The sequence below is a fragment of the Thalassotalea nanhaiensis genome (assembly GCF_031583575.1).
In the GTDB taxonomy this organism is placed as follows: Bacteria; Pseudomonadota; Gammaproteobacteria; order Enterobacterales; family Alteromonadaceae; genus Thalassotalea_A; species Thalassotalea_A nanhaiensis.
Genome location: NZ_CP134146.1, coordinates 3,915,085 through 3,929,709, shown reverse-complemented (window position 1 = coordinate 3,929,709; position 14,625 = coordinate 3,915,085). Strand labels below are relative to the sequence as shown.

Sequence of the window (14,625 nt, the reverse complement as noted above, 5' to 3'; positions counted from 1 at the left end):
TCAAATTTCTCTAATCCGCGATGAATCTATATTTTTGCATTTTACAGAGCAGTTATGATAACTATTAATAATTTTCATCATCCTAAACTAAGTATCAATCATTGGCAGGTCACTCACAATGATGCGTGGTGTGTCTTAGGGCGAAATGGCTCCGGTAAACAGTATCTAAACCAATTGTTTACGGGGGAGTTAACCGATGCAACTTCTAAGTTGTGTCAATTACCCCATTTTGACAAAGTGGCGCTAGTGTCATTTGAAGTACAACAACAAATTTATGAAAATGAATTAAAGCTTGATGCTACTGACTACCTCGATATTAATGATGTAGGCACCAAGGCTAAAGATTTTCTTCCACAAGACAAACTTACAGATCCACTTATTAGTGAGCTAGGCTTATCTCATCGTCTCGACAGTGGTTATCGGCAATTAAGTACTGGAGAAGGGCGCAAATTACTTATTCTGCAAGCCATATTAAATGGCGCCGAGCTTTTAGTTTGTGACAATCCTTTTGATAGCTTAGATGAAGACTCTTGCTTAGCTTTATCTACAGCTTTAAAGCGTTTATCTGCAAGCGGGATCACGGTGTTGTTGATGCTGAGTAATCGCCAAGACATTCCAGATTGGTGTAATAAGGTTGCCTTTATAGAGCGAGGACAGCTTGATGTTATCGGCAGCCTTAACTGCACTGATACTCAACTGCAGTTAGATGCTTTATTAGCCCCGGTACCTGACGAGTTGGATTGGCCTAAATCTAGCAATCAATTATCAGACTATCAGCATCCTTATTTAGTTAAATTAACGCAGGGAAAGGTGCATTATAACGGTACTAACGTTTTTTCTGGTTTAGATGTAGCTATCAAACCTCTGCAACATACCTTGATAACCGGCGCCAATGGCAGTGGCAAATCTACCTTAATGCAATTGATCACCGGTGATTGTACCCAGTGCTACAGTAATGACATTCAAGTTCTTGGGCATAAGCGAGGCTCAGGCGAGAGTATTTGGGATTTAAAAAAACACATGGGCATTGTTAGCTCGGAATTGCATCGGCAATATCGAGTAAACGGAGAGTTGTTAACTGTGGTGACCTCAGGCTTTTATGATTCAATCGGCCTTTATAAACAACCAGAACATTATCAAATTGATATCGCGCGACAATGGTTAAACAAAGTAGGTTTGCTGGATCATCAATACACGAGTTTTAAAGATTTGAGCTATGGTGAGCAGCGACTTGCACTTATCGCCAGAGCCTTGGTTAAATCGCCCTATTTATTAATTTTAGATGAACCAACCCAAGGTTTAGACGAATTAAATAGACATAGAGTACTGAATTTTATCGAGCATTTAGCCGAGCAAAAACACAGTACTATGATTTTAGTAAGTCATCGAAAAGATGAGCATTTATCAATATTTAAGCAACACATTTGCTTGTAGCTTATTAGAAATAAAAAAGGCAATTTTAACATTGCCTTTTATTGGTTCTGAGCAGAAATTGCGTAGGTGAATTTCTATTAACTTTCTAATCCATGCACACAACGTAACAAAGTGCTTTCGGCACTATTTAAATGTTTTTCCATACTCATGATAGCACCAGCATTATTATGGGTGATCAAATTATTTAATAAATCGATATGTTCATCAATTGCAACGGTAAATCGTTCTAACTCACCTGTTTTATCCCATTGGTAATGATAGTGGCAAACAAATGATACGATGTCGAAAAACTGCTTAGTAAAGCGGTTTTTTGCACAATTTTGAATAATAAGATGAAGCGCTCTATCTAAATCTGGGAACTCTTGATAACGGTTCTCCATATCTTTTCGCACTTCCTGATGCTTATGTAGTAACTCCTGTAACTCTAGCCAAGTTGAATGGTTTTTGGGTAGTTTTAAAAGCTCTGTAATGGCTTTCATTTCAACCATTTCTCTAAATGAAATCAGTTCTCTGGCAAACTCTTCATCAAACGTAACCATCACCCAGCGACCACGAGGTATTTTTTCAATTAGACCGTAATTCGAAAATTTGATCAAAAATTCACGCACGGTGATGGTCGTACAGCCCGAGTTTTTAGCTAAGCTTAATTCTGAAAATCTGTCACCTGGTAACAATTGGCCTGTGTTAATTAGATTGAGGAAATACTTTTCTATTTGTTCATCTTTGGTGGAGTTTTTATTTTCAATATCAAAATAATCTTTCGTGTTAGGCTGGCGCAATACAACTTTATCAGCTCCATCCCTTTTGACGATACCAGAATCACAGAGGTGCTCAACACATGCTCTGACCGTTGTTCTACTAATACCCAGTAATCGAGTCAATTCAATATCGTTAGGCATAACATTTTGCCCGTCAGTAAGATCAACGATTAATTTAAGCATGCTGTTTATTGATTTTTTGAATAAATAAGTTTTATTACTCACATCCATGACCTTATTTTAGTGTTAATTGATATTAAATTTAACTTTGGGTTTTATTATAAATAATATTACTAGTATTTGTGCACATTAGTATAGCTTTTTATGAAAAAGTTATGCTTTTTAAAAAATAAATACACCAATATATTTGTTGAAATTATAGGGAATTTTACAAATCCAACAGTTGACTTGTGCAATTTCTCACGATAATCTGTACTTTCTATATATAAAAAGACATTGATGTGTGGTTTAGCTATTAGAGTAAGCGCCATTGCATATATAAATAATAAAAATACGGAAAATTTATGAGAATTAATGCATTTGTCCTATTTGGAATTTCATTAACGCTAGCTATAACTGGCTGCAGTGAATCGAAAAATAATGAAGGTGAGAATGTTTCAGCAAGTTTTGCTATTGAACAACAGAGCCGACCTAATGTTATCGTAATTCTTGCTGATGATATGCAAAAAGGGGTAACGGGGCATGAAGGACACCCAATAATAAAAACCCCCAACCTTGATAAATTAGCATCAGGGGGAACAGTTTTTGGTAAAGCATTTGCAACGAGTCCAGTTTGTACGCCTAGTCGTACGAATCTACTTACTGGCCTTTATGAGCGTCGCCATGGTGTAAACTTTGGTTCGAACAGTACAATGACTGAAAAAGCATGGGCCAATACCTATCCTATGTTATTAAAAGATTCAGGATATTTTGTTGGTTATGTTGGTAAAAACCATACGCCAATTGGTATAAACCAAGATGGTGGCTTTGGTTATAAAAGTGGCTTAATGGATACCAGTTTTGATTACTGGTATGCCAGCCATAAACATTTGAGCTTTTATCCAAAAGATAAAAAAGCACATAAGATATTTAAAAATGCTAAGGCCGACACCCAAATTGAAATTATGGAAGAAGGCGTTGAAAACTTCATGGCGCCTAATGAAGCCTTTAAAGCGGGTTATAGCTTTTTAGATAGTCGCCCTAAAGATCAGCCGTTTGCTTTATTATTAAACTTTAATGTGCCGCATGCCAACAGTACGAGCTCAATGCAGCTGCGTGATACTGACTTAGATTTATATAAAACAGCTTATCGTGATCAAATTGATGAAATCACTGTACCTAAAACCTATATCGCCGAAAAAGACATTAAAGAACCGAAACTGCCTAAGCATGTGTATAACGGTGAATATATAAAAACCTACAACTACGTTAAAACACCTGAGACGCTTAAAGAGCGAAAAATCAGAGAAATGCAAACCATTTCAGGCATAGATAAATTAGTTGGTAAGCTGATTAAGCACCTTGAAGAACAAGGTGTTGCCGATAACACCATTATAGTATTTACCTCAGATCATGGCTTAATGCATGGTGAATTTGGTATGGGCGGAAAAACACTTTTATATGAACCGTCAGTTCGTATTCCTATGGTGATATATGATCCTCGCCAACCAGCTACTGAAAAAGCTGATAACAATAACGATTTAGTGGCACTAGTTGATATTGCTCCGACTTTGCTTGATTTAACTTCTACCCCAATCCCTGAGGAAATGCATGGCGAAAGTTTAAAACCATTAATGCAAGGCGAAACCACTGATTGGCGTCAAGAAATATTCTTAGAGAATATGATGATGATCCAAAATTATCCAAGAACAGAGTCGGTTAGAACCCATAAATGGAAATACATTCGTTATTTTGACAAGAAAAATGATGGCCCGTATGAGGTTGCCATTAATAACTCAATTAATGGTGAACAGCCTATTTATGAAGAACTTTTTGACATCGAAAATGATCCTCATGAGATAAACAATTTAATTAATGAACCTGGGCATAAAAAAATTATTGAACAACTTCGTAGTAAAAATGCGGAACTGGTTAAAAAGTATCGTGGAACAGGCCCTTTAAATACTCATATTAGTAAAGAAAAACCTAAAGCTGTTGATCCACTTGTGGGTTAAATAAGGGATTATTGATGAAAACTTTATTAAATATAAGAAAAAATAAATTGATCGCAATGATGGTATTTTGTGCCGCTGCTATCACTGGCTGTGGCCAATCAGAACAACAAGCTTCAGCAAGCCAAAGTGGCGTTAAAGACAACAAGCCAAATATCATCTTAGTGATGACAGACGATCAAGGTTATGGTGATTTTTCAATGCACAATAATCCTATCGTTAAAACGCCAAATCTTGAACAGTTAGCCGCACAAAGCCAGCGTTTAACAAATTTTCATGTAGATCCGACATGCTCACCAACCCGTGCGGCACTGTTAAGTGGCCAGTACTCACTTAGAGCAGGCGTGTGGCATACCGTGATGGGACGTCATATGTTAAATGACCAACATTATACCTTGCCCGAAATTTTAAAAGATAATGGTTACCGTACGGCAATGTTAGGTAAGTGGCATTTAGGTGAAAACTACCCGTACCGCCCTCAAGACCAAGGCTTTGATCATGTGTTGATGCATGGCGGCGGTGGTGTAGGGCAAGCGCCAGATTATTGGGGAAATACGCAATTTGATGATACCTATTATTTAAATGGCGAAGAAAAGGCTTATCCGGGCTTTGCAACAGATGTTTGGTTTGATGAAGCAATAGATTTTGTTAAACAAGAAGCGACAAAAGATTCGCCATTCTTCCTTTACCTGTCACTTAATGCGCCACATGTGCCATGGCGTGCACCCGAGCAATACATAGAGCCATACAAAGCCTTAGGCTTAGGGGACGACTTGGCTAATTTCTACGGCATGATCACTAATATCGATGATAATCTGGCTCGTCTTCGCGTGGCGATGCAAGACAGTAATATTGATGACAATACCATCTTTATATTTATGACAGACAATGGTTCATCAATGGCGGCAAAAAGCGATGGCGAACCACTTAATCGATTAGATAAAGATACCATTGCTGCGATTGAAGCAAAAACTGGTCAACGCTTAACGACACTAAACAGTGCTATGCGTCAGGGCAAAGGCTCTACTTATGAAGGTGGTCATCGTGTACCATTTTTCATTCATTGGCCAAATGGTGAGTTAGGGCAGCCAAGAGACATTAGTGATTTAACTGCACATTTTGATGTGCTACCAACGTTACTTGATTTTGTCGGCATTGATAGCTGCACTATTGATACAGACGGTATTTCATTAGCTCCAGCACTTCGTGACAGTAAAAGCTTGCCAGACAGAACACTAATAGTAACTAACCAGCGCGTATTGCATCCCGATCCTAACCGACCATATGCGGTTATGCAGGGCAATTGGCGTTACGTTCATGGTGATGAGGAAGGCGGCATCGAATTATTTTATGTCAGCGAAGATCCGAGCCAGCAAGATGATCTTAGTATTCAACACCCTGAAAAAGTTAAAGAACTGGCAAAAGCTTACGAGCAGTGGTGGTTACATGCAACGGGCGCAGGGACACCAACGACTCGCATTGTAATTGGTAGTGCTTTTGAGAACCCGTCTCGTTTAACTGGCATGGACTGGTTATCACCTAATACCGAGCAAGTACCTTGGTGGCCAGGCTTTGGTGATGATAAATGGGGTAAAAAAAGTAACGTTGCTTGGCTAGGTAAGGAAGATCAATTTTTAATATCACCATGGGCATTAAAGGTTGCTGCAAAAGGCCAATACAGTATGACGCTTTATTTGCATGATATTCCTGCTGAAAAAGTGATCGGCAAGCGTTTTGCACATTTGCAATTAAACGGCAAGGTCGAAACATTAGCGATTGCTGAAGGAGCTAAGTCAGTAAACTTTAAGGTTATGTTAGAAGCTGGCGATTTAGATGTTCGTGCTTGGTTTGATAACCAAGCCAATGATAGCGGTTTAAGCACAGGCTTACCGGCATTTTATATGTACGTTGAAAAGTAAAGCTAAAGAAAATATACAATGAATTTTGCCCATTACTTGCTGCTCAGTTTGACTTTAATTGCTGGTACTTCTTCCGCAAATACGGTCATAGATGAACTTAATAGCCTTGCCTCAAATAACAAGGCTCCTATTGTTCATCAGCAGCAAGTGTTAGCCGATGGTGTTCAGTCGTTTTATTTCGAAGGTTCGCCATATAAAGGAAAGGCCACCAGGATATTTGCTTATTACAATAAGCCAGCGGGTGACGGCCCTTTCCCTGCAATCGTATTGGTACACGGTGGTGGTGGAAGTGCGTATAAGCAATGGGTAAAAAAATGGAATGATGCCGGTTTTGCTGCTATTTCAATTGCTGTGGAAGGACAAACGGGAACACAAATAAATAAACGCCCACCAAATAAATGGGAAAAGCATCAGTGGAGTGGCCCTAAACGCGCCGGTATTTATGAAGACGCAGATAATCCTTTATTTGATCAGTGGATGTTTCATGCATCCAGTGCGGTAATTAAAGCCCATAATTTACTACGCTCGTTCGCTGAAATAAATCAAGAGCAAATAGGCTTATCAGGTATTTCTTGGGGCGGAGTTGTTACCTCAACGGTTATTGGTTTTGATCAAAGGTTTGCTTTTGCTATTCCAATTTATGGCAGTGGCTTTCTTAATGATTTGGAAAATCATTATGGCGAAGCACTCAAAGACAACAGAACTTATCAAACTGTTTGGGAACCAGCATTGCGTATTGCTAACTTTAAAAATCCCACTTTTTGGTTAACAGGATTAAAAGAAAACAACTTTTCGTTAGACGCCCAAGCAAAGACTTATAAATTATTACATGGACAACATGTGCAGAGCATACAGCCTAAATTAAAACATAACCATCCTGCTGGTTGGGCTCCAAAAGAGCAATATGAATTTGCAAAAGCTGTTATCAACGGCGACTTGTTGCCTAATTTTGCTCAGCATAAGTTGGTCAATAATGTTGTCAGTGTGACTACTAATATGCATCAAGGCAATGCTACGCAAGCAAATAGAATAACCTCAGCAGTACTTTTTTACAGTAACGATGTTGGCCATACATTTAACAGAGTTTGGCAGCAGTTGCCTGTAACCATTGAAAGTAGAGGCGAGCGAACTTTATTAATCTCGAAATTACCGGCAAGTGCAACAGCCTGGATATTCAATATTGAACATAACAACTTGCTCTTTAGTAGTGAGTTATATGAGCGTAAACAATAAAAACATCAAAGAGACTAAAATGTTAAAAGATATCAATAAAGCTATTGGAAGGTGTGGGGCAATAATAGGCCTGCTAGCGTTAACCGCCTGCACTAGTGAAAAACAAGATAGAAATAGCCAATTAGCCACTAAACAAGAGAAAAAACCTAACATCATCATAGTGATGACAGATGATCAGGGCTATGGCGATCTTGGCCATAATAAAAACCCAATTGTACAAACTCCTGTACTGGATCAAATAGCTAACCAAAGTATTCGTTTAACCGACTTTCATGTTGATCCTACTTGTTCACCAACACGAGCCGCTTTGTTGAGCGGACAATACTCTTTACGCTCAGGTGTGTGGCATACAGTGATGGGACGCCATATGTTACCGACAGAAATAAAGACATTACCTGAGTCTCTACAAGAGGTTGGTTATAATACCGCTCTGGTAGGCAAATGGCATTTAGGTGATAGCTACCCGTTCCGCCCTCAAGATCAAGGTTTTGAACATGTCTTAATGCATGGCGGTGGCGGCGTAGGTCAAACACCTGATTATTGGGGGAATACTCAATTTAACGATACTTATTTTCTTAATGGTGAACCGAAAAAATACAATGGCTACGCGACTGATATTTGGTTTGACGAAGCCATCGACTTTATCGATAACAATGCTAATAAAGCCAAGCCATTTTTCTTATATCTAGTAACGAATGCTCCACATGCTCCATTTCGTGCGCCAGAAGAGTATATCGAGCCATATCGCCAATTAGGTTTGCCTGAAGAGTTAGCTCTATTTTATGCAATGATCACCAGTGTCGATGAAAACGTTGGCCGTTTACAAAAAGCAATGGATAAAAATGGCATTACCGACGATACCATTTTTATTTTCATGACTGATAATGGTTCGGTCATAGCTGGCAAGTCGGCCAAATTAATCCAAGGAGAAACAAAAGCGTTAATTGAGAAAAAATTAGGTCAAAAAATAACGACGTTAAATTTTGATATGCGCGGCGCTAAAAACTCAGCATATGAAGGTGGCCATCGTGTACCATTTTATCTATCTTGGCCAAATGGTGGCTTGATTGAACCGGGCAGTGTCGATGGCTTGTCGGCCCACTTTGATGTGTTGCCAACGCTATTAGACTTAATTGGTGTAAGTACTGAAAACCTTGATGTAGACGGTATCAGCCTTAAGAGCGCATTGACAGAAGGTAAAGCAATTCCTGACAGAACCTTAACCGTAACTACTCAGCGTGTTTTAAACCCTGATCCTAACAGGCCGTTTGCTGTTATGCAGGGCAAATGGCGTTATGTTAAAGCTGATGGCAATAAAGACGTTTTTGAGTTGTTTAACTTAGCGAACGATCCTGGTCAAACAAATAATATTATTGATAAACATCCTGAAATTGCTAAGCAAATGGCTGAGCAATATAAACAATGGTGGCAACATAATACTCAAGGCGGACTAGAGACGAATCGATCAATTATTGGTTCTGCTCATGAAAATCCTGCACGATTAACTAGCATGGATTGGCTAGCCCCGAATACTCAACAGGTTGCTCATACCGTAGGATTTGGCAATGATAAATGGTCGAAAAGGGGCTGGTTGGGTAAAGAGAAAAAGTATCCAATCTCTCCTTGGAAAGTAAAAACAGCTGAAAAGGGATTATATAAGTTTAGGGTTTTGTATCACGATAAGCCGGCAAATGAAGTTATCCCGAAACAATTCGCCCACTTAACGATTAACGGTAAGCCTTATGTGCAAAAAGTTACTCAAGGTGCTACCTATGTTGACTTTGAGCTACCAATTGATAAGCAAGATGTAGATATTAAAGCTTGGTTTAGTAATTCACAGACAAGTGATGAAAACGCGAAAGGTAAAGATAAACCATTAGCTGCTTTCTTTATTTATGCCGAAAGAATCTAAATTGATTGATACACAAAAAATAAAAACAGAAACAAGAGAAAATTATGAATAAAAAATTAATCGCAAATGCTATTGCAGGGGCATTATTGTGCTTACCTCTCATATCAATGGCAGGACAACAAAACTCAGAGGGTTGCAGTGCTGAAGAATTGGCTGCGCATGATGCTTTGTCAGAAGTTGGAAAACAAAAGTTTTACGGCTTTGAAGGTTCAGGAATTCCGTGTTCAACTGAAATGAAAACGCTAACCCAAGAGTGGAAAGAGCTGAATAGCTCTGCAGCTAAACAAAAAGGCCGAGACCGATTTAATAAAAATAAGTACGGCATGTTTATTCATTGGGGACTGTATTCAACCTTTGGTGGTGTTTATAAAGGCGAGAAAATGGAGGATGGCGGCACAGGACCAAGAGTTGCTGAATGGATCATGCGCCGTAAAGAAATCCCTCGCGCTGAATATGAAAAACATGCGAAAAACTTTAACCCACAAAAATTTAATGCCGATGAATGGGTGGCTATTGCCAAAGCCGCAGGTATGAAATACATCGTTATGGGCTCAAAGCACCATGAAGGTTTTGCGATGTTTGATTCCAAGGTGAGTGACTTTAATATTGTTGATGCAACCCCATTTGGTCGTGATGCCATAAAAGAAATGGAAATTGCAGCTAAAAAAGCCGGCCTTGATTTTGGTGTTTACTATTCAAATGCACTAGATTGGCGCAGTGGTGGTGATAGTGGTTTGAAAGATTATGGTCCAGCACCAGGTATAAAAGCAAGACGCGCTTTATTTGTTAACAACTTCGATCCATCACCTGTAAGCTACGACGATTATATAAAGAATAAGTCGTTGCCACAGGTCAAAGAGTTATTAGCTAACTATGATTTAAGTCAAATTTGGTTTGATACACCTATATATATTCCACCTAAACACAGTATGGAATTTTACCAAACTGTGTATGAGGCGAACCCAGAGATTTTAGTAAATGCTCGAATTGGCAATGGCTTTGGAGATATTGGTACTCCGGGTGATAATGTTATCCCAGATAAAGCAAGCAGCAATACATGGGAAGGGATTGCAACCACAAACCATTCTTGGGGGTTTAAATCATACGATACCGACTGGAAGAGCCCTAAAGAAACGCTTTATTGGCTAATTGCCAATGTCAGTAAAGGCGGTAACTTCTTACTAAATGTTGGCCCTGATAGCGATGGTGTTATACCAAAAGAGTCTGCGGATATTTTAAAACAAGTCGGTCAGTGGTTAACGGTTAATGGTGAAGCCATTTATGACTCTAAACCTTGGAAGGTTGGCCACGAAGGTCCGACAAAAATTAGCATGAAGGGCACTAAGCATCGCTCTGAAAATAAAGTGACGTTTGACTTTAAAGAAAATGATTTTTGGTTTACCCAAAAAGAAAACAAGCTATATGTTGTGTCGTTTAAAAAACCAGAAGCTAACAATATTTCTGTAAAATCTTTAAAAGGTTTGGATATTAAAAATATAAAGGTGTTAGGACAAGAAGGAGAAGTTACATGGAAAAATGCTTCGGACGCTGTCGCAATAAAATTACCAAATTTAGTTAATCAAACCATAGGTTATGCCTTAGAAGTAAGTTTATAAAGGCCTGCAACGCCCTTTTTAAACACGACTAGTGTTTCAGTTTGTATTCAACTGCTAATAAAACCTATCACCTAATAAGTGATAGGTTTTATTTTGTGTATAATTTTATATAAAAGATTTCATTAAGTCGAAAATAAATCGTATATTTTGTAGACATCACCAATGTTGTGTGTTTATTATATGTAAAAGAACTTAACATAAAGTTCACATACAATAAGAAACAAATCGGGGATTAACATGTCTATGAATACCAAGTTCCAAGTAAATAAATTGGCAACCGCTGTCTCGGCTGCTCTTTGTTCACTCTTATTCGCAACGAGCCTGACAGCACAAGCTGCTGAAGAAACCAAAGAGGTTGAGTCTAACGTAACTGATGAAACCGAAGTAATAGAAGTTACCGGTTATCGAGCATCATTACAAAAAGGCCTAGATAAGAAAAAGGAATCAAAAAATATTGTTGATTCCGTAATTGCTGAAGATATCGGTAAAATGGCTGATGCTAATGTTGCAGAATCTTTACAGCGTATTACAGGTGTTTCTATTAATCGCGAAGGTGGTGAAGGTACCACGATCAGCGTTCGTGGTATGGGTGGTAATTTAAATAATATTTCTGTAAATGGCCAAATAGTGAATAGTGGTGGTGATGCTGGTACTCAAAATGGCTCTGATGCAGTTGGTTTAAATGTGATGTCTGCCAATATGCTTAGCGCCATTGATGTTATAAAAACACCAAGTGCCAAACATGAAGAAGGTAGTTTAGGCGCACAAGTTAACCTGAAAACCATAAAACCGTTGGATAGACAAAAAAGATCATTCAATGCCTCTATAACAGCTAATCACAATGAATTTAGTGAAGAAACTGACCCTTCGGCTCAATTCAATTATATTGACCAGTTTATGGATAATAAGATTGGTTTAGCTGTAGGCTTGAACTATGAAAATCGTAATGTTAGAGAAGATTCTATTCAAACATACGGTTGGGGAGCCGCTAACTTTAAGCAAGATATTGCCGGTCGTAAATATTCAGAAGATGCCAGTGGCAATGTTTATCGTGTCGCTGATAATGGTGAAGTATTTGATGCCTATGGTAACGCCGCCTCAGGTGTCGATATTGCCGATTTAACTGAAACGGCGCAACGCGCTTACTTTATGCGTCACCTATATTCAAAACACTCTAATCAAGAACGTGAGCGTAAAGGCATCAACTTTACTTTGCAATATCAACCAACTGAAGAATTTAATAGTTATTTAGATGTTACCCATACATCTTTAGAGATTGAAGATGATTTTTCTATGTTTCGTCGTAACTTTAATGGTGGTGGTCAAAATCGACCTAACTTAGCCGCAGACATAGATCCTAACTCACAAACTGTCATTACTGCGGTTAACCTTAAAGGTAGCCGTTCTATGCTGCCGCGAGAAACTAAAAAAGAAACTAAAATGACGGTTGTGAATTTAGGGGCAGATTATGTCCTGGATGATTGGCGCATTCATACAAGTTTGGGCTACTCACTTACGGATGAATCTTACCCAGAAAATGCCCGTTTTAATATTGGTGGTGGCGGCACTTTAGGTGGCTATTCCATTGCTGAAGACTCTAAGGTACCTGAGTTGATTTGGGCAAACGCACTAAATAATGGTAAATCTATACCTTTGTATCCAGAGACAGCAGAAGAGCTTGCGGCATTACCCTCTGGCCAACGTGCAGGTGCTTTGGCAGATATCACCGCTGATGGCATTAACTATTATTCTCCAATGGCTGAACATGCCAATGTCTTTCAGGTATGGAACGATGAGCGTGAGCTTGAGGACGAGTCAGTGACGGCTCAAGTTGATTTTGAGTATTTCTTAGATTCAGACAATTGGCACTCAATTGAATTTGGTTTTAAATATACCGACCGTAAAACCGACCGTTATCATTCACAAAATAGAGTACACACTCAAAACGATTTAGGCTTACCTAGGGGTGATATTCTTCTTGGTGAAGATGATCTGATTGCGCCATTTCCTGTTGATGATTTCCTTGACGGCGAAGGCTCATCTTCTGGCCCTTATCAAGGTACAGTAACAGAGTGGACTTATACCGACTTTGCTGCCACAGGTAATGCGGTTTTAGATAGTTACAATGCGCTACATGGTACTAACTTAACCCATACCAGCCAGCTACCTTATACACTAGATTTACGTCCAAGTTATCAAGTAGAGCAGACTTATTTAGCCGGTTATTTACAACTTAATGTAGACACCTTAGATGGCGCTTTAGTCGGTGATATTGGTGTACGTGCCGTGCGCACAGAACTAGATACTCAAGGTTATGGTGGTGGCACTGTAGATGCGACTGTATGTACACGAGATGACGATTTTGTGATGGAAGATTGTGTTAACTCGTATCGTCAGATTGATGAAAAACACGACTATACTGAATATTTACCGAGTGCGAATTTCCGCTATCAATTAAGCGAAGAAGTCTTTTCTCATGCTGCTGTTGGTCGGGTAATGGCACGTCCTTCACCGTTTGAAGTAGCGCCATTTGCTATCGATAAAGTCAACACTGGAAATCCTGACAGTGCCAAGCGTACCGAAGGCGATACCTATTTAAATCCGTATACCGCATGGCAGTACGATTTATCACTAGAGTGGTACTTCCAAGAAGGCGGCATTCTTTCAGCCGGGTTATTTCATAAAGACATTGAAGACTTTATATACAGCCGAACGGTACTAGTAGACGAAGTGATGCTTGATGGTAGTGGTGAACCGTATGAAGGTAATTATGGCGATGATGAATTTCCAGATGTCCGTCCAATAAAACCTTACTATTCGAAAAAACCAGTGAATGGTGGTAGTGCATCAATTTCAGGGGTAGAGCTCAATTATCAGCAAACGTTCACTATGTTACCTGGTATTTGGTCAGGGCTTGGGGCATCGGTAAACTACACTTATGCAGATTCTGATACCACGTATGCAGCAACAGATGCTGATGGTGAAGAAGTAGAAGTATCTATGCCATTTATTGGTCAGTCAGAGCATACCGTTAATAGCAGTATTTTTTGGGAAAGAGATAAGCACTCAATTCGTCTGAGCTACAACTATCGTACGGATTCATTGTATCGCCCAACGGGTGAGCTTACGGATATGGTGTGGAACGATTCCTACGGCCAGTTAGATTTCGCTGCTAACTATCAAGTTACTGAGAACATTAGTTTAGGTTTTCAAGCGGTAAATATAACGGATGAACGTCCTTATCGTTATCATACCAATTCTTGGGATGGTAACCCACTAGACGGTGATGCTTATGAAAACCGTCTAGCGTCATATAGAGTGACCGGCTCTACCTATCGTTTAGTCTTACGTGGAAACTTTTAATTAAATAGTTACCTATATAGCAAAAGCCACAGCATGAATACTGTGGCTTTTTTTTAATGAAATAAGTTATAAACGTCTAAAGTGTGATGCTCAATGGTAGCTATTACGGGTATAAGTATTGATGTTAAAGAATCAGCCTGATTGGCAGGCCAGTTAAATGGAAATAATGTGCTTTATTGTTGGGTAACAGAAGCCAAGTGCTGAAGCTACCTTTAAAAA

8 protein-coding genes are annotated in these 14,625 nt (G+C 39.1%); 7 read left to right on the top strand and 1 reads right to left on the bottom strand.

What is annotated here, in order from left to right:
• Positions 1-54 precede the first annotated feature (54 nt).
• Positions 55-1,434, top strand: coding sequence for an ATP-binding cassette domain-containing protein (locus tag RI845_RS17040; protein ID WP_348387376.1), 1,380 nt, complete (start codon positions 55-57; stop codon positions 1,432-1,434).
• A gap of 77 nt (positions 1,435-1,511) precedes the next feature.
• On the opposite strand, the gene RI845_RS17035 is transcribed toward RI845_RS17040, so the two are convergent.
• Positions 1,512-2,423, bottom strand: a complete 912-nt coding sequence (locus RI845_RS17035; protein WP_348387375.1) for a GntR family transcriptional regulator — start codon at positions 2,421-2,423, stop codon at positions 1,512-1,514.
• A gap of 293 nt (positions 2,424-2,716) precedes the next feature.
• Here RI845_RS17035 and RI845_RS17030 point away from each other — a divergent pair, with 293 nt between their 5' ends.
• The 6 genes from RI845_RS17030 to RI845_RS17005 all read left to right on the top strand — a co-directional run bounded on the left by RI845_RS17030 (position 2,717) and on the right by RI845_RS17005 (position 14,406).
• The gene (locus tag RI845_RS17030; protein ID WP_348387374.1) at positions 2,717-4,366 is read left to right on the top strand and encodes a sulfatase-like hydrolase/transferase; all 1,650 of its coding nucleotides are present in this window, start codon (positions 2,717-2,719) and stop codon (positions 4,364-4,366) included.
• Positions 4,367-4,380: 14 nt separating this feature from the next.
• Positions 4,381-6,282 (top strand): arylsulfatase, encoded by a 1,902-nt coding sequence (locus tag RI845_RS17025; protein WP_348387373.1) that lies wholly within the window; start codon positions 4,381-4,383, stop codon positions 6,280-6,282.
• Between the two features lie 18 nt (positions 6,283-6,300).
• Positions 6,301-7,515: an alpha/beta hydrolase family protein gene (locus tag RI845_RS17020; RefSeq protein WP_348387372.1), complete on the top strand. Its 1,215-nt coding sequence runs from the start codon at positions 6,301-6,303 to the stop codon at positions 7,513-7,515.
• Positions 7,516-7,534: 19 nt separating this feature from the next.
• Positions 7,535-9,427, top strand: coding sequence for an arylsulfatase (locus tag RI845_RS17015; RefSeq protein WP_348387371.1), 1,893 nt, complete (start codon positions 7,535-7,537; stop codon positions 9,425-9,427).
• Between the two features lie 44 nt (positions 9,428-9,471).
• Positions 9,472-11,043 (top strand): alpha-L-fucosidase, encoded by a 1,572-nt coding sequence (locus tag RI845_RS17010; protein WP_348387370.1) that lies wholly within the window; start codon positions 9,472-9,474, stop codon positions 11,041-11,043.
• Between the two features lie 237 nt (positions 11,044-11,280).
• Positions 11,281-14,406, top strand: a complete 3,126-nt coding sequence (locus tag RI845_RS17005) for a TonB-dependent receptor (RefSeq protein WP_348387369.1) — start codon at positions 11,281-11,283, stop codon at positions 14,404-14,406.
• Positions 14,407-14,625: the final 219 nt, after the last annotated feature.